This window comes from Aggregatilinea sp. (genome assembly GCF_036822615.1).
In the GTDB taxonomy this organism is placed as follows: Bacteria; Chloroflexota; Anaerolineae; order Aggregatilineales; family Aggregatilineaceae; genus Aggregatilinea.
On sequence record NZ_DAISHJ010000016.1, the window covers coordinates 25,788 to 44,871 of the forward strand.

Sequence of the window (19,084 nt, forward strand, 5' to 3'; positions counted from 1 at the left end):
TTCAGCCCTGCACTTTCCTTACGAATCGAATCCGGTGATGCCTTCCAGTCCAGAGCCTCAACTCACGACGGCCCCGGACCGCCGTCTCTCGCCCGGCATCATTTTGGGGGGCGCGGTCGCCATCCAGATTTCCCTGCTGGTGCCGATGCTGCGCCATACCAGCGTCGGCGGGGAGATCCTGAACCGCTACAGCACGCGTTACGCCGTGGTGCTGGCCGCTGCCGTCGCCATCCTGGCCGGATGGATCGCCCTGTTCCTGGCCCGCCGCGCCGTCAGCGGGGCGCTCGCCGCCCTGCCGCCGCGCGTGCACTACGTCCTCATCGCCGGGCTGGCCGCAGCCGCCGCCGCGCTGTTTTTCACGCCCATCGAAGCGATCATCCAGCAGTTCGCCGCCGCCAACGCAGCGCTCGCGGGCCTGCTGCTCATCCGCACCACGCCCGATGTCCCCGCACGTCCCCGGCGTTGGCTGCTGGGGCTGGCCGCGCTGTGTGCCGTGCTGCTCGCCGCGATCTTCATCGGCGTGCTGGCGGACCGGCGCTTCTCGCCCGACGAAGCCAACTGGGCCGACATGGCGACCTCGCCCTACGTCGCGGACGGCCTCTATACGCGCACGTGGCTTCAGGAGCCGGTCGCCATCATCCCGGGCGTGGGGTGGAGTCCTGCCGCGTACGGCTGGCTGCTGGTACACGTCTCCTTCGACGTGATGGTCGGGCGCGCGTGGAACTTCGCCTTTTACCTGCTGGCCTTCATCGGGATCGCCGCCGTGACGGCACGTCTGTATTCGTGGCGCGCGGGGGTCATCAGCGCCCTGTACGCGGCGCTCAGCCAGTCGTTCATCCCGGTCATGGACTACCGGCCCGATCACCAGCTTCCGGCGGCGGGCATGCTGCTGCTGTTGTGCGCGATTTTGGCCCGCCAGTCCGCGATCCCGGCGCAGCGCGCGGCGTGGCACTTTGCTGCCGGGCTGCTGGCCGTGCTCGCCCTGGAACTGCACGCGGGCGCGATCGTATACATCGCCGCGCTCAGCCTGTTTTACGCGGGCGAATGGGCGCTGCAAACGGCCCGCGACCGCCGCCCCGCCGATCTCCGCCCGCTGGTGTGGTTCGGCCTGGGCGGGCTGCTGGGCGGACTGCTGTATTACGTCTTCAACATCGATCCCGTGGGCGGCATCCAGGCGTATCTCTCCGATCTGGTCGAGAATCGCGGCGAGCGCCTGCTCGATAACGCCTACCTTGTCTGGCGCTCCCTGTTCGACCGCACGCTGGCCTGGGCCGCGCTCGCCTACCTGCTCTGGCGGCGCCGTCCCGCCGATCGCGCGGCGCTGGCGTTTTTCGCGCTGGCGGTCGTGGCGGACGTGTTATTCGACCGCCCCGGCTATCCGAGCCTGTTCAGCGCGCTTTACGCCGTGCCGGTCGGCGTGCTGCTGGTCGATGGGCTGCGCAGCGCCGGAATCGCGCCCGGTCACAACCGCCATACCGCCCTCGCCGCCGCGCTGGTGCTGGTCCTGCTGGCGGCGCAGTTATTCGCCGCCTTCGATCCCGGCGTGATCGCGGACGTGATCCGCACGAGCCGCTTCCCGCCCTACCTGTACACCGAACTGGGCGACAAGCTGCAATCGCGCGTCACCCGTGACGAGGTGGTGGTCAGCACGGAGATGCTGATCTGGGGCCTGCCCGATTACCCCCACCTGATCAGCACCGCCGCCGAATACACCGCCAGCCAGCGCTGGGGCATCGCGCCGGAACAGGTCTGGGAGCGCGTCCAGCCGGACGCGGTCGTGATCGTCGAGCAGGAAACGGTCATCAACGGGGGTCTGCGCGCCTACATGGATCGCCACCGCTTCGAGGTCTGCGAGCGCTTCGACGTCGCCAGCCTGCACGCCGAACTGATGCGCCCGTCCTGCCCGCCCGTTGAGTAATCGCCGGTTGCGGCGGTCTGCGCGGCAGTTACAATGAGACGCCGTGCGGAGGGTTCCATGCGTCGTTACCAACATCAGGTTCTGGCCGGGCTGCTGTTCATTTCGGTCGTGCTCATCGCCGTGATCGTCTTCACCGGCGCGGGCACGCTGGCCGACAAGCTGCGCGATTTCCCCGTGCTGCTGCTGATCCCGGTTTTTCTGCTGAAGGTCGTCAACTGGGCGCTGCGTTACGCGGAGTGGCGCTATTTCCTGGGCGTCATCGGCGTGCGGACCGTGCACGGCGATCCGGCCCGCGCTGCCGCGCCGGACGCCTCGCCCGCCATCCACGAGCGCGACAGCATCCTGCTGTGGCTGGCGGGCCTGACGCTGTCGCTCAGCCCCGGCAAGCTGGCCGAAGTCCTCAAGTCGCTGGTGGTCAAAAACCTGACGGGCGTGCCCTTCAGCCGGACCGTGCCCGTGGTGTTCATAGAGCGCCTCGTGGACGGCCTCGCGGTGATCCTGCTCGCTGCCGGGTCGTTGATCCTGGCCGCGCCGTCCTTCGCGCCGGACACCGTTTCCCCCGCGACCGTGCGCGGCGTGCTGATCGGCACGACACTCGCGCTGCTGGCGGGCATCGCCGTGCTGCAAATCCGCCCGCTGGCGGACTGGCTGCTCGACCGTCTGCGCGGCTGGCCGCTGGTCGGGCGCTTCCACGAACCGCTGCGCACGCTCTACGACGCCACATACGATCTGCTGCGCCTGCGCCATCTCGTGATCACGGTCGGCTTTGGCCTGGGCGCGTACTTCACCGACTGCATCGGCTTCACGCTGCTGCTGCGCGGCCTGGGCGTCACGCTGACCTGGACGCTGCTGGCCCAGGCGACGTTCATCCTCGGCTTTTCGGTGATCATCGCGGCGCTGTCGGCCATGCCCGGCGGCGCGGGCGGACGCGAGCTGACGGTCGGCGCGCTGCTCTCCGGCATCGTCGGGCTGTCCAAAGCCGACACGGGCACCGCGACGTTTCTGATCTCGATCTTCCAGGTGTGGCTCGGGGTGCTGGTCGGCCTGGGCGTGATCGTGCTGGCGCGGCACATCCTGTTCCCGCCCGCCCTGGATGCCGAGATCGCCGCGTACGAGGCCGCCCGCAGCGCCGCCAGCGATTGACAGATTTCCAGCTTCACGCAGCACGAAGGAGGAACGGCAGTGAAACGCACGTTTATCCTGATCGTCGCGCTTTTCGCTGTGGGCCTCGCCGCTCCCGCCATCCCTGCCCAGGCGCAGACAACTTCGCAAACCGTGTACCTGATCACGTCGTCCGGCACAGCCTACACCGTCACGGCCATCACCCCGGCAGAAAACCGCAGCGTTACGCTGCTGTCCGTGCCGATTGAAGGGCACGGGATTCTGCCCGAGGTGTTCCCGCAGGACGAAATCGACGCCCTGGAACGTTTCCTGGTGGATTACAACGAGCGGCAGACATTCTTTCCCGCCGGACCAGCGGCGAACATGAAAACCCTGTCACACATCGACTCGATCGCCGTGTCGCCGGACAACCGCAAGGTGGTAGTCAAGGTTTCGTACTGGGTCAAGTTGCAGTTCGCCTCAACCTACTTCGGCACGACTCACCTGATCCTGATCGACCTCGACAGCCAGGAGCAGACGCTTCTGCTGAATCTGGGCTACCACAGCACCCAGTTCGATCAGCGACACTATATCGATAATGTCGCTGATGAAAAACACGTGACCGACATCGAATGGGCGCCCAACCAGCAAGCAATCGCCGTTGGAACCATTAAGGGGCGAGCCATCGAATCGAGCATCGTCGTCATCCCACTAAACGGGCATGCGCCATTTTCGATCGGTATGGGAGAAGATTGGGCCTTCACGCCCGACAGCGATCAGGTCGCCATCCTCACACAACACGGTCCCCCCAGTGACGGCATCACAAATACCTTTACCATCGTAGACCTCGATCTAAAAACGGAACGATTCTCCGAGACGAGCTGCGTGCTGGCGAATTATTTCATCAGCCCTGATTCCGGTTTTGCGTTTTATCATGATTCTATCCTGCTCCAACGAGTCATTGACATCTCAGTCATCGAGGGCGGTGGCGGCCTGGCGATACTGTATGGCTGTACTTACGTAAAAATGTTCATACCCGACCGCGTTTTCACTGACATCCAGTCCACGCCGGACGCCGAGGCGCTCGTACTGGAAACGTCAACGAGCCTGCTGGTTCGGGCGAGGCAGTCCGACCGCACGCGCCATCCGACGAAATTCCGTCCCATTTTTTCGTCCCCCGTCACGGACTGGCACCTGGGCAGTGATGGCGCGCTGCTGGTGCAGTTTATCGAGGGCGGGCCCTACGCGATTTTCGACCCGCTCGGCACGCCCGCCGCTGCGTGGAACGCCACCCTGCAGCGCCAGATGGCCGATCTGCTAGCGCCGGATGGCATGGCGCTTAAGGCGGTGGACTGGTAGCGCTCCGGCGGCTGTTAGATCGTCTTAAGCGCGCAGAAGCTCCGAAGGGAAACCTCACCCCCCACTCGCTCACGCTCGTTTCCCCCTCTCCAATCGGATTGGAGAGGGGGTACAGGGGGTGAGGTGCTCTTGACACAGAGCCGTTTTGGCCGTTCATGGCGCAGAAGCGCCTACAGGCCCCAATCCCCAGCCCCTGATCCCTGCTTTTGCCCATCTCGCGGTACAATAAGAGTCTTCCTGCCTGGGGTCAGCATGCAGAGGGGCACACACTTATGTCTTCCGATTTATTTGATTACGCACGCAACCAGCGCCAGCGATCGTTTGCGCCGCTTGCCGTCCGCATGCGGCCCAACACGCTCGACCAGTTCGTAGGGCAGGACCACATCATCGGGCCGGGCAAACTGCTGCGCCGCGCCATCGAAGCCGACCAACTCACCTCGATCATCCTGTGGGGGCCGCCCGGCACGGGTAAAACCACCCTGGCGAACATCATCGCCAACAGCACGCGCCGCCACTTCAGCCGCCTGAACGCGGTCACGTCCGGCGTGAAGGACCTGCGCGAGCTGATCGCCGCCGCGCAGGACCGCATGGGCATGTACGGCCAGGGCACCGTTCTGTTCATCGACGAAATCCACCGCTGGAATAAAACTCAGCAGGACGGCTTGCTGCCGTTCGTGGAGGATGGCACGGTCGTGCTGATTGGCTCCACAACGGAAAACCCGTTCTTCTCGCTGGTCAACCCGCTGCTCAGCCGCAGCCGCGTCTTCCAGTTGAAGTCGCTCACCGAAGACGACATCGTGACTATCCTCAATCTGGCGCTGGACGATACGCAGCGCGGCCTGGGCACGGAACCGATCCGCCTCACCGACGACGCCGCGCGCCACCTCGCGCACGTGTCCGGCGGCGACGCGCGCAGCGCGCTCAACGCGCTGGAACTGGCCGTCAAGACCACACCGCCCGGTCCAGGCGGCGCGATCCTGATCGATCTGGACGTGGCGCAGGAGAGCATCCAGCGCCGCGCCGTGCGCTACGATCAGGGCGGCGACGAACATTACGACACGATCAGCGCGTTCATCAAGAGCGTGCGTGGGTCGGATACGGACGCGGCCCTGTATTGGATGGCGAAGATGCTGCACGCCGGGGAGGATCCGCGTTTCATCTTCCGCCGCCTGTACATCCTCGCCAGCGAGGACATCGGGCTGGCCGATCCGAACGCGCTGGTGGTGGTCAACGCGGCGGCGAACGCCTTCGAGCACGTCAGCCTGCCGGAAGGCAACTACTTCCTGGCGCACGCCTGCCTCTACCTGTGCACCGCGCCCAAGAGCAACAGCGCGGGCGCGATCTGGAAGGCGCTGGCGTACATCGAGGAACACGGGCCGGGGCCGATCCCGCCGTACCTGCGCGACAAGTCCGGCAGTTTTCACGGCGACGTGCGCGAGAACTACCAGCGTGCGATGGAAGAAGCCGCTGGCGACCGGGGCGAGTATCGCTATCCGCACAATTATTCCGGCGGCTGGGTCGAGCAGCGCTACCTGCCGGAAGGCATGGAGCCGCCCGGCTGGTACCAGCCCAAGGACATCGGTTACGAACAGTCCGTCCGCAGCCGCATGGCGGCGCGCGGCCAGTTGAAAGACGACGAGCAGGGCTAACCATCACCCTGCTCGCCGGATAAAGCGCGGCGCTAGCTCAGCGGCTGAATACTGGCCTGCTCGACCCACCCGTAGCCGTGTCCATATGGGCCGGGATACATCACCATCCACCACCACTGGTAACCATCGAAGCTCGGCCCGCTGACTACCACGAACGGTCCCAGCGGCGGAATCGTGTAGACCGGCGCGGCCTGCGAAGACGGCGCGGCGCGCATCCACACGAACGGGATGCCGGCCTTCACCCTGCCAGAGATGGGCAGCTGCCAGTACCCCGGCACCGCCGGATCATTGGGAGCGACCGAAGCCACCACCAGCGACGCCTGCTCGACCCACCCCGCCACGTATGGCTGGCCGGACGGCGCCAGAGTCACAAACCACCACCACTGGAAGCCGTCGAAGTGACCCTGCGAACCAGGTGCGATCTGCATGGTCGCAGCCGCGTTGGGCCACACCGTGGCAATAACCTGCGGGGCTTGCGGCTGGGCGCGCAGCCACGCAAACGGCACGCCCACCTTCAGCGTGACGGCTTCGCCGCCCATGTAGGTCGGACGGCAAACTCCGGTACCCGGATCTTGTTGGTCGCCACAGGGCGTCGAAAAAGCGTTCGCGTGCGCAGCCCCGCCCGGCAGGGCGAACGCGACGATCAGCACGGCCATGAGGAGAAATGTGAGTTTGCGCATTGAGACCTCCACGTCTTGAACTGCCCGGAACAGGTTGGCTTGAGCCCGGTCATAAGTGCTTGACCTCACTATAGGACGCCGCCGAATCGACTGCCGGACGCCCGCCTGATGCCCACCCCGCGCCGAGAGCACGCACACTCTGCGCACCTGACGCTCACCTGACGACACGGCGTCTCGCATACGGCCAATTAAGGGGAATTTAAGGGGGTTAGCGAGATTATATAAACTTATAAAAAAGCAGATCTTTACGAAATTTATGTATTGACAGTGCGCCCGTTCTCCTTTACACTGAAGCCCGTAGTGGAGAACGTTGTTCGCATCAACGGAAGCAAGTGCCCGACGCGACAAGATCCAACCGCGCCGGGTATTTTTGTACCAAGGCAACTCCGTCCCCACGACAAATTCTGTATCTCTTTTTGAAGGTGTGGGAGGAGAATCCCCAAATGGCAGCACGTACGAACGGCACGGTCAAGTGGTTCAACGCTCAGAAGGGCTACGGCTTCATTCAGCAGGATAACGGTCCCGACGTGTTCGTGCACTTCAGCGCGATCCAGGGCAGCGGCTACCGTGAACTGAACGAAGGCGAACGCGTTGAGTTCGAAACCACGACCGGCCCGAAGGGCCCGCAGGCTGCTAACGTTATCCGCCTCGGCAGCTAACGTCAGCACCCCATCCAGTTAGTCTATCAGACGCCCGACATCCTCGTGATGCCGGGCGTTTTTGTTGGCATAAAACAGCCACTGGCGGCTGGCGACAAACGGCCTTACTGTAGAGGAAAATTCGTGCCGTCTGATCTCTACAAAGGCCTTCATTCCCGATGTCCACACGCGCAATCTCCAACCCCACCTCGTGGCGCTCGATGCCGCGCAACGTCTGGATCGTCACGATCACCAGTTTTTTGACCGACGTTTCCAGCGAAATGATCTTCAACCTCCTGCCGCTGTTTCTCAATAATGTGCTGGGCGTCAAAACCAACCTCATCGGCGTGATCGAAGGCGTTGCCGAGACGACCGCCAGCCTGCTCAAAATCGTGTCTGGCTGGCTGTCGGACAAACTCGGCCAGCGCAAATCACTCACCGTCATCGGCTACGGGCTGTCGACGGCAGCCAAGCCGTTTCTGTACGTCGTCGGCTCGTGGTGGGGCGTGCTGGCCGTGCGCTTCAGCGATCGGGTGGGCAAGGGCATTCGTACCGCGCCCCGTGACGCGTTGATCGCGGATTCCATCGACGAACACCGGCGTGGAGTAGCCTTTGGTCTTCACCGCGCCGGAGATACTGCCGGGGCCGCCCTGGGCATCCTGATCGCGCTGCTCGTCGTGTGGGCGACGCAGTCCAACAGCGTGCAGTTGGAACGATCCACATTCCGCACGTTGATCCTGATCAGCATCATACCGGCTGCGCTGGCCGTGTTGGTCCTCGCGGCGGGCGCGCACGACGTGCCCGTGACCGAAAAGCGCCCCGCGCCCCAGTTAACGCTCAAAGGACTTGACCGGCGTTTTCGCTGGTTTCTGCTGGCCGTCGTAGTCTTCACGCTCGGCAACTCGGCGGACGCGTTCGTGATCCTGCGCGCGCAGGATCTCGGCCTGGGCGTCGCGGGAATCCTGGGCATGCTGCTGACCTTCAATCTGGTCTACGCAGTGCTTTCCGGTCCGGCGGGTGCCCTGTCGGATCGCGTCGGGCGGCGCAGGCTGATTCTGGCCGGGTGGGCGATCTACGGGCTGCTGTATCTGGGCTTTGGGCTGGCGGCTGAGGCGTGGCAGATGTGGGCGCTGTATGCGGCCTACGGGCTGTATTATGGGCTGACCGAAGGCGCGGCCAAAGCCCTGGTGGCCGATCTGGTCACGCCGCCGCAGCGCGGCACCGCCTACGGCGCCTACAACGCGGCGGTCGGCGTGATGGCGCTGCCCGCCAGCGTGCTGGCGGGCGTGCTGTGGCAGGGGGCCTTCGGCTGGGACGGCTTCGGATCGGCGGCCCCATTCCTTTTTGGCGCGGTGCTGGCGCTGGCCGCAGTGGGCATCTTCACCTACAGCCAGACCCGCCCTGCACGTTTAGAACAGCCCGCAGCCTGAAGAAGCTGGCGCAGAATCTGGTCCGCCGGGCCAGCGAACGGCTACTCGCGCTCGTCCAGAATCACGCGCATCGTGTCGCCATCTACGTTGCCGCCGCTGAGGATCACGCCCACCCGCCCCGACGCGGGCACGACGTCGCTCAGCAGCGCCGCCACACCGAGCGCGCCCGACGGCTCGACCACCAGCTTCATGCGGTAAAACAGGAACCGTACCGCGTCCAGAATCGCCGCCTCGCTGACCGTCTGCATATCGTCCACGTATTCGCGCACCAGCGGGAACGTCAGCGTGCCCAGCGACGGCGTGCGCGTGCCGTCCGCGATGGTCGGCGGATTGTGCACCGTGTGCAGCTCCCCGGTGCGGAACGACTGCGTGGCGTCGTCGGCCAGCTCCGGCTCGATGCCGATCACGCGGCAGTCGGGGCACACGCCCTTGGCCGCGATGGCCGATCCGCTCAGCAGCCCGCCGCCGCCGCACGGCGTCAGCAGCAGATCCAGCGGCCCGGCGTCCTGGCAGAGTTCCAGCGCCGCCGTGCCCTGCCCCGCGATCACGTTCAGGTGGTCGTACGGCGGCACGATGGTGTACCCGTGCTTGGCGGCCAGCCCTTCCGCCAGAGTGCGCCGGTCCTGCGTGGCCGGATCGTACGCGACGACCTGCGCCCCGTAGCCCTCGGTCGCGGCGCGCTTGGTCGCGGGCGCGTTGTCCGGCATGACGATGATCGCCTGCGCGCCGAGCAGTTTGCACGCCAGCGCGACCGCCTGCGCGTGATTGCCGGAAGAATACGTGATCACGCCGCGCGCCCGTTCCGCGTCGCTGAGCTGGCTGATCGCGTTATACGCGCCGCGAAACTTGAACGCCCCGACGCGCTGCAAATTCTCGCACTTCAGAAACACCTCCGCGCCGACCCACTCGTCGAGCGTGCGCGAGGTCAAAACCGGCGTGCGGTGCGCGATTCCGTCCAGCCGCGCGGCTGCCGCCTGCACCTGATCGAACATAGCTGCCTCTTTTCCGTGACGGCGAAATCCGCTCCCCAGTGTACAGCGTTTAATGGTTGGGACATACTTTTGAGCGGGAAACAAGAGCGTATTCGCTTACAGGCGAGCAATCCCGTAGGGGGGCTTGCTCTGCCCGGCTCGTGCCTTTTCCCCTGGGGTCCCGGCGCAACAGGGTTACGTGGGGTGGTTTCCCCTTCCCTCCGCTTGCGTGGGGGAAGGGGCCAGGGGGTGGGGGAATATCAGCGCTGCCTTACAGGGCGGCCAGCAGCTTCTCACCAAACGCCGCCGGATCGCTGCGCTCGATCACCAGCGTGTCCGCGTTGTGGAAGCGCATAAAGTCGCGCATGGCCGTCGCCACGCCTGCGATCAACTCGTCGTCCGGCGCGACGTCCGGCTCCAGATACAGCGCTTCGAGCCGCAGCACGCCGTTGGCCCGTTCCACCTTCGGATCGAAGCGCCCGACGAGGCGGTCGCGGTGCAGAATCGCCAGACAGAAATAACCAAACTCACGCTTCGGCGCGGGCTTGTACGCTTCGAGCATCTGCCGGAAGCCCCACACCGCCCGGTCGCGGCCCTTCGCCCAAAACAGGCTGTCGAACGGGCTGAGGAACGTGGTGCGCTCCGCCTTCACCGCCCCGTCGGCGGCTCCTTCCAACAGCGGGAGCCGGTCGCGGTGCGCGATCATCGTCCGCGCCTTCCCGTCCGCCATCTCCGCTTCGACCTCGACCAGCACGCCTTCCGCCACCAGATCCGCCGCGACGCGCTGGACGATCTTGCGCTTCACGTCATAGGCATAATCCGCCGCGTGGCCCGGCTGGGCCAGCCCCAGCGCGAAAACGCTGCGCTCGACCATGTGGCGGTACGTCTCCTCCATCGTCGGCTCGGATGTATCCACCCACTCCGGCAGGACGCGCTCGCGCACGTCGTATACGCGGTGGAAATTTACCCGGTCCGCGATCATCAATTCGCCCCGGTTGTACAGGTATTCAAGCGCGCGCTTGGCGGGCTTCCAGTCCCACCACGTGCCGCGCGGCCCGCCGTCGTGCTCGAAATCCGCCACGCGCAGCGGCCCTTCCTCAAGGATGCGCGCCCGCACCTCCGCCGCCAGCGTCACGTCTTCCATGTCCGCCTGCCAGACGTGATCGCGGTAGTTGGTGCCCTCGCGGAACCATTTCATGTATTGCAGGCGGTAGCGGTACTCGCTCAGCGGAATGATCGAGGCGGCATGCTGCCAGTACTCGAACAGCGCGCGCTCGTCGCTGTCGTAAACGAGGCGGTCGAAGTCGGCGGGATCGTACGTCCCCAGGCGGCTCCACAGCGCGACGTACTGGCTGCGGTGCACGCGCTGAAGCGTGTCGATCTGCACGCAGCCAAGCTGCTCGACAGTCTGGCGCATCAGGTCCGGCGTCGGGGTGGGTTCCGCGCCGTTCGCCAGTGCGAGTCCCTGCGCGTGCAAAATGGCGGCGCGGACGGCGGCGAGAGGCAGCGGTTGGGGCGTAGCAGGCATCGAGTCCTCCCAGGAAATAGGCGCAGCGGGCTAACACTTCCCAAGAATAGCACAGGTGTTCTAACCAGTCAACTCGCATTCGGAGGTTATGCGCCGGGGATACGCTGCTTGCCGCACGCCGCCTGCGCCCGTATACTGGCAGTAAAAGCATTAAAGTGGAGGGATCGATGCCGCGTATTCGCCACCTCTTGACCATCCTCGTCCTGGCGGCGCTGTTGGCTGCCACCCATGCACCGGTCGCTGCCGTCCGGCAGTACGGCTCGATCCGCATCATGGTGGCCTTCGCCAGCGAGACCGAGCGGGCCGATTTCCAACAGCTTTTGCTGCCGTTTTTCCAGGCGCAGAACGTCACGGTCGATCTCGTGACCACCTCCGACATGGCTGCGACGCTCGAACAGGCGGCGGCGCAGAGCACGCTGCCGGACGCCGCGCTGGTCGCCAGCCCGGCGCTGATCGCGGACTACGCGCAGTCGGGGTCGCTGATCCCGCTGGATCAGGCCCTCGGCGCGCCTGCCTCCGGTTACCCGGCGTTTTTGAGCGATGCCCTGAGCGTGGATGGAACCGAATACGGTCGCGCGGTGCGAATCGCGGCAGACGGGCTGGCCTGGTACGATGCCGCCGCGCTGGACGCCGCGCCCCCGGCCACCTGGGAGGATCTGCTGGCGCTGTCGTCCGCGCTCTCCGCTGACGGCACGCCCGCCTGGGCGCTGGGCCTCGCGTCGGGCGACGCAGGCACGGACCTGATCGAAGCGATCCTGGCGCGCGCAGGCGGCACCGCCGTGATCGAAGGGCTGGCGGATGGCACACTCGCCTGGACCGATCCGTCCGTGCATGACGCGTGGGCGCAGGCCGGGCCGCTGCTGGACACCGGCACGCTCGATCGCACAACGCAGCTTACCCGGCTCAATGCGGCGCTCGCGCCGTTCACCGCGCCGCCGACGGCGCACTTTGCCCTCGCGCCGAGCACCGCGCAGCGCTGGATTGCGGACGCCGCCTCCGCCGCCGATGCGGACTTCTTCCCGCTGCCCGGCAGCGCCGCCGGATCCATTTCCGTCAGCGGGGATTTCCTGGTGTTGTTCAACGACGCGCCGGAAACGATTCAGCTTGGCGCCTTCCTGACCAGCCCGGACACGGCGGCGGCCTGGGCCGCGCTGGGCGGCACGATCTCGCCCTACCTTAACACCGCCTATGACGATTCGGTCATGGAGCGCGCGGCGGCGCTGGTCTTTGACAGCCAGCCCGTGCTCGACCTCTCCGACCGTCTGCCGCCGTCGGTGCGGGATGCGTTCATTGCGGGCGTGCTGCGCTTCGCCTCGGATCGCGCTGTGCTAGACGACGTGCTGGCGAGCATCCAGGCCGCCGCCGAGCAGGCGACGAGTTGATACGGAGATGAATAGCAGGCGACTTGGCTAGAGCACGTGTCGCCTGCTACAAGAAGACGATCTACTGCTGGATGCCCGCCATCTGAGGAATATTGAGAATCGTCTTGCACTGCGGGTAGCCGGAACACGCGTAGAACTGCTCGCCCGCACGCGCACCTGATTTCGCCGTGCGGATCACCATCGGCTTGCCGCACTTTGGGCAACAAGGTGCACCACCCTCTACGGACGCGACGGGCTGTACTGGATTTACTGCCGTAATCGGCTGGTTGCGCCGGAGACAAGGCACGATCTGAGCAGCAATATCGTCCGTCCGGTAACTCCCCTTCGCAGGAAAGTGCAGCAGCGGCAATCCAGCATCGTCAAAGACCCGATTTACAAGCTCGTCCCGCGCCTCACGATCAGCACGCTTATGACTCTTGTCGTCCAACTCAACAGCCATCAACAGCGTCATCGTTGCAGCATCACACAACAGAAAATCGACGTGCTTTTGCGAAATCCGGTTCCAGTTGGACTGCCACCCTTTTCCCGACTGCACCGAGAACACGTCCGTCAGGCGCACCTTGGGGCAAATCGTTACAGATGGTCCTGCGATTGCTTTCAGAATGTGATAGAACGAAATCTCGCCCGCAGAAAGTAGTTCTGTTTTCAAGCTGTACGGCAGCTTCTCTTTCTGCCGGGCAAACCCCAAAATCTGCCCTAACCACTGCCAGAAACTCACCCGCTGTTTGGTCGCCATCAGTATTTAATCCTTCGACTCGATACGGAGTTCGTAAGGGCTGAGTCTCTTCCCTAGTTACAAAGACTTAACCCACTGTTATAGACCCGGTATTGTAGAGTTCGCTCCCCATGGGCGCGATCGCTACTAAGCGCTCGTGCATGAATTTTCCGTGAAAAATGGCCCACTTCACCTATGCCAAGACCGTCCGCATGGCGGGTGTTTTGCCACGCGATCTCCCGTATGCTTACACTATGAGTAGAGATAATCACCCGATGGTGAGGCGCGAAGAAGGAGTAGAAGATGAGTCGCAGCTATTATATGGGCGATGCGGAACTTCAGGGCAAGAGCAGTGGTGTTGTGAATATGCTGGTCTTTCTGCTGCTGGGCCTGGGCATTGGCGCCGCGCTGGCGCTGCTGTTCGCACCGGATGAAGGCGAGAAGACGCGCGAGCGCATCAGCGACAGCCTGGATTCCGGCGTGAAGGCCACCTCCGACGCGGGCAGCGATGCCCTTGACCGTCTGGAGAAGGAATACCAGAACCTTCGCAAAGAGGTTGACAAGCTGATCAGCAACATCAAATAAGGCATTAGGCCCCTACCGGGCGGTTGAAGCCCGCACTGTGCCGAATTTCCGCGCTTGACGGGGCAATCCTCCGCTGGCTATAATGAGCGCAGTGCGGGCGGCTAGCTCAGTTGGTTAGAGCGCCTCCCTTACAAGGAGGATGTCGGGGGTTCGAGTCCCTCGCCGCCCATCACAGCAGCGCCGTTTCCAGCCCCGATCACATGGGGGTCAGAAACGGCGTTTTTGCATTTTCACCCGGGGCGGTTTCGGTACCGCCCCGGCTATTCTTTCCGTACACTCAATTCGGTCCGCGCCAGTATAACGTTCCGGTCGTAAATAATTATTCACGCTTTGACGCTTCTCAACTCTTGTAATATACTGAATACGAACTCGCCTATTGCGAGTATTTAGTACATATACTTAACCTGTTAGTCTATACTTACGGAGGATCGAACGCATGAAACGCTTAATCGTCCTGATCCTGGTACTCGCCCTCGTTATCCCGACCGGAAGTATCTTAGTCACCGCACAAGGGGATGACCCATTCGAGGGGATGACTCCCGAAGAACTCTTCCCAACCGCCATCGATGACCAGGAACGCCAATCCGCGATGGAAGCGCTGCTCGCCGCCAATCTTCCCGACGCGCGCGACCGCTTCGAGGGCCAGACTCTCACCATCGGCGTCTTGGCGAGCGGCACGCGAGGCGTCATTTCGGGTGCGCCATACTTCTGGCGTAACGCATTCGAGGCCGTAACAGGGGCCAAACTCGAAATCATCGAGATCCCGTTCGAGCAGATGCTCACTACGCTGACGGTCGATTTCTCGACCAACCAGAACACCTACGACGCCATCATCAACGCCTCGTGGTTCTATGGCGACTATATCAGCAACGACTGGATCATCCCGATTGATGATTACATCGGGGCCGAAGGCTATCCCATGTGGGAGCCGGAGAAGGTCGCCGCACCGCTTCAGCAGCTTCTGAAGTGGGGCGACAGCTGGTACGGCGTGGTGAACGACGGCGATACGCAGATGTTCTACTATCGCCGCGACATCCTCGAAGATCCCGAATGGCAGGCCGCCTACGAGGAAGAAACCGGCGAGCCGATGCCCGTGCCGCCGCAGACCTGGCAGCAGATGCTCAAGGTCGCGCAGTTCTTCAACGGCAAGGACTGGAACGGCGACGGTGATCCCGATGACGGCGTCAGCCTGCACCTCAAGGTCGGTGGGCAGGGCTTCTTCCACTACATGGCGCTCTCCGCACCCTTCTCCATCACCCCGGCAGAGGGCGGCGATCCGACCGCCGTCACCAAGTACGACAACATCTACTGGTTCGATCCCGACGACATGACGCCCGTGATCAACTCGCCGGGCCACGTCGCGGCGCTCGAATTCCTGCAACAACTGGCCGCTACCGGGTCCCCGTCGCAGTTCGGTTGGGAACTGGGCGAAGCCTGGGACAACTTCCTGAACGGCAACGCCGTGATGCTCTACTCGTGGGGCGACGTCGGCTCGCTGGCCCAGGACCCCAACGCCTCCACCATCAAGGGCAAGCTGGGCGGATCGCGCATCCTCTGCTCGGAAGACTGGTACGACCGCGAGACAGGCGAGTTCGTCCACAATGCCGAGAACTCCAACTGCGTGGGCAACCTCGTCGGTGCATCGTGGCACGGCGTCATTTCCAGCGCGTCGGACGTGCCGGATCTCGCCTACTACTTCCTGGCGATGCAGGCCGCACCGCCGATCCTGTTCTGGAATGTAGTCTACGGCTGGACTGGTGTCGATCCCAGTTCAACCCCGCACCTGTTCCCGCCCGCCGGTGAAGCCTCTGTGGATGACTACGTAGCCGCCGGGTACGACGCGGGCGACGTGGAATCCTACATCACCGGCTACGGCGACAACCTGTTCACCTTCCCCACCAGCCAGACCTATCTGCGCATCCCCGGCACGCCGGAATACTGGAACATTCTGGACATCCGGCTGGCCGAAGCGATGATCGGGGAGCTGTCCGCGCAGGAAGCGCTGGACGAGGTCGCCAGCGAGTGGGAGGACATCACCGACGACATCGGGCGGGACTACCTGCTGCCCATCTATCAGGAATCGATCGGGTACGCACCCTCGGAGTAATACGCACGCTCGCCAGCCTGCATAGGAAGTGGGGAGAGGATGCATCCTCTCCCCCTTTTGACATCCGCGGATCAAACAGGTAGGCATCCATGACCATTAAAAACCGCGCCGGACTCTGGTTTGTGATACCGGGCATCATCTGGGTCCTGTGCTTTACTCTGTTTCCCCTGCTCTATTCCCTCGCGCTGAGCTTTACGGACAAACGTATGGGGCGGCGCAATCGCCCCGGCGAATGGATCGGCGTACAGAACTACTCGGACATCTTCGCCGACAACCGCGTGTCCGAGGTACTCGAAATGACGCTGTTCGTGATCATCGGCGGCGTCCTGGTGACGATCGTGCTCGGCACGTTCATCGCGTGGCTGTTCAACCACGACATCCCCGGCCTGCGCGCCTTCCGGGCCATCCTCACCCTGCCGATCTTCGCCGCACCGATCGCGCTCGGCCAACTGGGCATGATTCTGTTCAACGAGCAGAGCGGCCCCGTCAATCACCTGATTACGGGGTTAGGAGGCGAGCCGGTTTACTGGCTCACGGAACCCTGGGCGGCGCGTTTCGCCGTGTTGATCGTGGACGCGTGGCAGTGGACGCCGTTCGTGTTCATCATCGTGTTGGCGGCCATGCAGTCGATCCCCGACGAACTGTATGAGGCCGCTCGGCTCGACACGGCGAACGCCTGGACGCTGTTTCGCCGCATCACGCTGCCGCTGATCGCGCCCGCGCTGGGCACGATCACCATGCTGCGTATGGTCGAGACGTTCAAAATTCTGGACATCCCCTACACGCTAACCGGCGGCGGGCCGGGCGTCTCCACGCAGACCTATTCCTACTACATCTACCTGACGGGTCTGCGCAACTTCGACATGGGCTACGCCTCCGCGCTGGCGTATCTGCTGGTGATCGTCGCCATCATCATCACATCCATATTCTTCTGGCGCGTGCGCGCCCGCTACGAGGTCCAGTAGGAGGCCGCCATGAGCACACAAGTGTCGAGACGCAACGCTCAGCAGCGCGTAGGCCACACCCTGATGTGGATCGCCATCCTGCTGGTGACGCTCATCGCCCTCTACCCGTTCCTGTGGGCGATCATCACCTCGTTCAAGCCCCAGCGCGACGCGTTGGAATCGTCCTTGATCCCCTGGGTGCAGTTCGACCCGATCATGGATAATTGGAAAGCGGAGCTGCAAACGGGCGGTCAGGAAAACTTCAACGCGCTCAAAAACAGCGGGATCATCGCCCTGGGCGCGACCGCCGTCGCGCTGACGCTGGGCACCAGCGCCGGGTACGGGCTGGCGCGCTTCCGCTTCCGCATCGGCAACCGCAACCTCGTGTCGTGGTTCCTGTCGCAGCGCTTTTTGCCCCCCGTGGCGACGCTGATCCCGTTTTTCCTGATGCTCCAGCGCCTCGACCTGTTCGACACGCGCCTAGGCATGATCATCGTCAACGCGACGTTCGTCATGCCGTTCGCCGTGTTGATCACGCGCGACTTTTTCGCGGATCTGCCAAAAGACCTGGAGGAAGCGGCGCTGGTCGATGGCGCGTCGCACCGGCAGGTGTTCCTGCGTGTGGCGCTGCCCATCGCGGGACCGGCCATCGTCGCGGCGGGCATCATCTGCTTCACCTTCGCCTGGAACGAGTTCCTGTTCGCCAGCGTGCTGACGGTGCGCGACGCGCAGCCGTTCACGGTGAAGATCAGCAGCACCGGGACCGTGCGCGGCATCCACTTCGGCTACGTCTCGACGCGCCTGCTGATGGCCGTGCTGCCGCCGCTGATCCTGTCGCTGTTCGTGCAGCGTTACATCGTGCGCGGCCTGACGATGGGCGCGGTCAAGGGGTAAACACGGCGGAGAATCACATCAGCGATCTTTCAGGGATACGGTATACGATCTCTGTGTGGGCGGGGCCTGTTTGCTCCGCCCGATGTTTGCATTTTGCCCTTTCCCTGCGCGTATATGAAACCAGACTCACGCGCCGTCAGCAATCTGCTCCAACCAATCCAGCGCCGCCGGATCGCGCAGCCATAAAAGCCCGGACCCAATCAAGTAATCGAGCGCTTCGCTCTCATCCCCAAACCCGACGTACTCCGGCATGCCGGGCGGCGGATTTCTGCGTCCTAGCAGAAATTCCGTCACGAACGGATTCTGCCGTATCGCTTTCCTCAACACGGTCGTCGCATGCCTGCCAGGGCCTTCCTGCCGGAACACGAGCAATGCCGTCGTATAAAGCCACGTTGCGGTGCCGTCGCCTCGATACTGTTTGAGCAGCTTCTGGAGTGTCTCATACTCTTCAAGTTCCAGATACAGCGGCGCCAGCAGGTAACGAATGCCCTGATTATCGTCGGGATTCAGGCGCAGCATGTCTTCGTAATGCGCCTTCGCTTCCTCGCGCTGCCCCATGCGCTGTAGGGTCAATGCCAGCCCGACGCGGGCACGCATATAAGGCCGCGTTTCGAGGATGCCCCAGAAATCGCCCACATTCTTTTCAAACACTTCCGGGCCAACCGCGCGTTCGCCAGCCGCGACGGCCTTTTCATAGAGTGCCTTTGCCTCGTCGTTCGATTTCGCCGCTTCTTCAGCCAACAGCGAGTACGCATCGGCACAATCTTCCGAAATTTCCAATGCCTTGCGCGCCAGTTTGACGCGGCGCGCGCGGGTCCGCGCTTCCCACGCATCATAGATGAGGTCCTGTGCCTCTTCGAGCGGCGAGCTCGGCTCAAATTTTGGCACCATGCTCCCAGACGCCATGAAGGAATTCAGAAACGCGTTGGCTTCATCGGCGTCCTTGAAGTTCTGCTCGTTCAGCATCCGGGTCAAATCGGCCATCATCTTTTCCATGCCGCCTACACCCGGCATGGGCTGGTCCGTGTCGGACTTATGCGTGCGCTGCGTCGAGATCGTTTTCTTCACGCTGCGTTTTTTGGTCATAGGGCACCTCCACTGACTATGATGGCTCTCCTTCAAATTGTATAGAGAAAGCGGTCCGTCTGTCGAGCTTTCCGGCATGGCGACCCCCTCAGCGCCC

16 protein-coding genes and 1 tRNA gene are annotated in these 19,084 nt (G+C 63.5%); 12 read left to right on the top strand and 5 right to left on the bottom strand.

The features are described from left to right. Positions 1 to 37: 37 nt before the first annotated feature. From V7116_RS07535 to V7116_RS07550, 4 genes are all read left to right on the top strand, one after another. Complete coding sequence (locus tag V7116_RS07535) at positions 38 to 1,918, top strand: hypothetical protein (RefSeq protein ID WP_324391284.1); 1,881 nt, start codon at positions 38 to 40, stop codon at positions 1,916 to 1,918. A gap of 57 nt (positions 1,919 to 1,975) precedes the next feature. After that, the gene (locus V7116_RS07540; protein WP_324391285.1) at positions 1,976 to 3,061 is read left to right on the top strand and encodes a lysylphosphatidylglycerol synthase transmembrane domain-containing protein; all 1,086 of its coding nucleotides are present in this window, start codon (positions 1,976 to 1,978) and stop codon (positions 3,059 to 3,061) included. A 39-nt stretch (positions 3,062 to 3,100) separates the two neighbouring features. Continuing rightward, positions 3,101 to 4,378 (top strand): hypothetical protein, encoded by a 1,278-nt coding sequence (locus tag V7116_RS07545; protein ID WP_324391286.1) that lies wholly within the window; start codon positions 3,101 to 3,103, stop codon positions 4,376 to 4,378. Positions 4,379 to 4,650: 272 nt separating this feature from the next. Next, positions 4,651 to 6,027, top strand: coding sequence for a replication-associated recombination protein A (locus V7116_RS07550; protein ID WP_324391287.1), 1,377 nt, complete (start codon positions 4,651 to 4,653; stop codon positions 6,025 to 6,027). Between the two features lie 32 nt (positions 6,028 to 6,059). Here V7116_RS07550 and V7116_RS07555 read toward each other — a convergent pair whose 3' ends face one another. After that, positions 6,060 to 6,707: a hypothetical protein gene (locus tag V7116_RS07555; RefSeq protein ID WP_324391288.1), complete on the bottom strand. Its 648-nt coding sequence runs from the start codon at positions 6,705 to 6,707 to the stop codon at positions 6,060 to 6,062. Positions 6,708 to 7,150: 443 nt separating this feature from the next. Here V7116_RS07555 and V7116_RS07560 point away from each other — a divergent pair, with 443 nt between their 5' ends. After that, entirely contained in the window at positions 7,151 to 7,366 is a 216-nt protein-coding gene (locus V7116_RS07560; protein ID WP_324391289.1) for a cold-shock protein, read from the top strand. A 158-nt stretch (positions 7,367 to 7,524) separates the two neighbouring features. Beyond that, positions 7,525 to 8,775: an MFS transporter gene (locus V7116_RS07565; RefSeq protein WP_324391290.1), complete on the top strand. Its 1,251-nt coding sequence runs from the start codon at positions 7,525 to 7,527 to the stop codon at positions 8,773 to 8,775. A gap of 41 nt (positions 8,776 to 8,816) precedes the next feature. Here the strand turns inward: V7116_RS07565 and V7116_RS07570 are convergent, their stop codons facing one another. Together V7116_RS07570 and V7116_RS07575 are read right to left on the bottom strand one after the other, a co-directional pair. Then, complete coding sequence (locus V7116_RS07570) at positions 8,817 to 9,767, bottom strand: threo-3-hydroxy-L-aspartate ammonia-lyase (RefSeq protein WP_324391291.1); 951 nt, start codon at positions 9,765 to 9,767, stop codon at positions 8,817 to 8,819. A 250-nt stretch (positions 9,768 to 10,017) separates the two neighbouring features. After that, complete coding sequence (locus V7116_RS07575) at positions 10,018 to 11,274, bottom strand: winged helix-turn-helix domain-containing protein (protein ID WP_324391292.1); 1,257 nt, start codon at positions 11,272 to 11,274, stop codon at positions 10,018 to 10,020. Positions 11,275 to 11,441: 167 nt separating this feature from the next. On the opposite strand from V7116_RS07575, the gene V7116_RS07580 reads away from it, so the two are divergent. Next, the gene (locus V7116_RS07580) at positions 11,442 to 12,656 is read left to right on the top strand and encodes an extracellular solute-binding protein (RefSeq protein ID WP_324391293.1); all 1,215 of its coding nucleotides are present in this window, start codon (positions 11,442 to 11,444) and stop codon (positions 12,654 to 12,656) included. A gap of 61 nt (positions 12,657 to 12,717) precedes the next feature. Here V7116_RS07580 and V7116_RS07585 read toward each other — a convergent pair whose 3' ends face one another. After that, positions 12,718 to 13,392: a DUF2726 domain-containing protein gene (locus V7116_RS07585; protein ID WP_324391294.1), complete on the bottom strand. Its 675-nt coding sequence runs from the start codon at positions 13,390 to 13,392 to the stop codon at positions 12,718 to 12,720. 282 nt (positions 13,393 to 13,674) lie between these two features. Here V7116_RS07585 and V7116_RS07590 point away from each other — a divergent pair, with 282 nt between their 5' ends. The 5 genes from V7116_RS07590 (at position 13,675) to V7116_RS07610 (ending at position 17,901) form a co-directional block, all read left to right on the top strand. Further along, positions 13,675 to 13,956, top strand: a complete 282-nt coding sequence (locus V7116_RS07590; protein WP_324391295.1) for a YtxH domain-containing protein — start codon at positions 13,675 to 13,677, stop codon at positions 13,954 to 13,956. Between the two features lie 95 nt (positions 13,957 to 14,051). Further along, positions 14,052 to 14,125 (top strand) — tRNA-Val (locus tag V7116_RS07595). A 267-nt stretch (positions 14,126 to 14,392) separates the two neighbouring features. Next, positions 14,393 to 16,063 (top strand): extracellular solute-binding protein, encoded by a 1,671-nt coding sequence (locus V7116_RS07600; protein WP_324391296.1) that lies wholly within the window; start codon positions 14,393 to 14,395, stop codon positions 16,061 to 16,063. 89 nt (positions 16,064 to 16,152) lie between these two features. Next, on the top strand, positions 16,153 to 17,028 hold the full coding sequence (locus tag V7116_RS07605; protein WP_324391297.1) for a carbohydrate ABC transporter permease: 876 nt from the start codon (positions 16,153 to 16,155) through the stop codon (positions 17,026 to 17,028). 9 nt (positions 17,029 to 17,037) lie between these two features. After that, positions 17,038 to 17,901 (top strand): carbohydrate ABC transporter permease, encoded by an 864-nt coding sequence (locus tag V7116_RS07610; RefSeq protein ID WP_324391298.1) that lies wholly within the window; start codon positions 17,038 to 17,040, stop codon positions 17,899 to 17,901. A gap of 126 nt (positions 17,902 to 18,027) precedes the next feature. Here V7116_RS07610 and V7116_RS07615 read toward each other — a convergent pair whose 3' ends face one another. Next, positions 18,028 to 18,987, bottom strand: coding sequence for a hypothetical protein (locus tag V7116_RS07615; RefSeq protein WP_324391299.1), 960 nt, complete (start codon positions 18,985 to 18,987; stop codon positions 18,028 to 18,030). Positions 18,988 to 19,084: the final 97 nt, after the last annotated feature.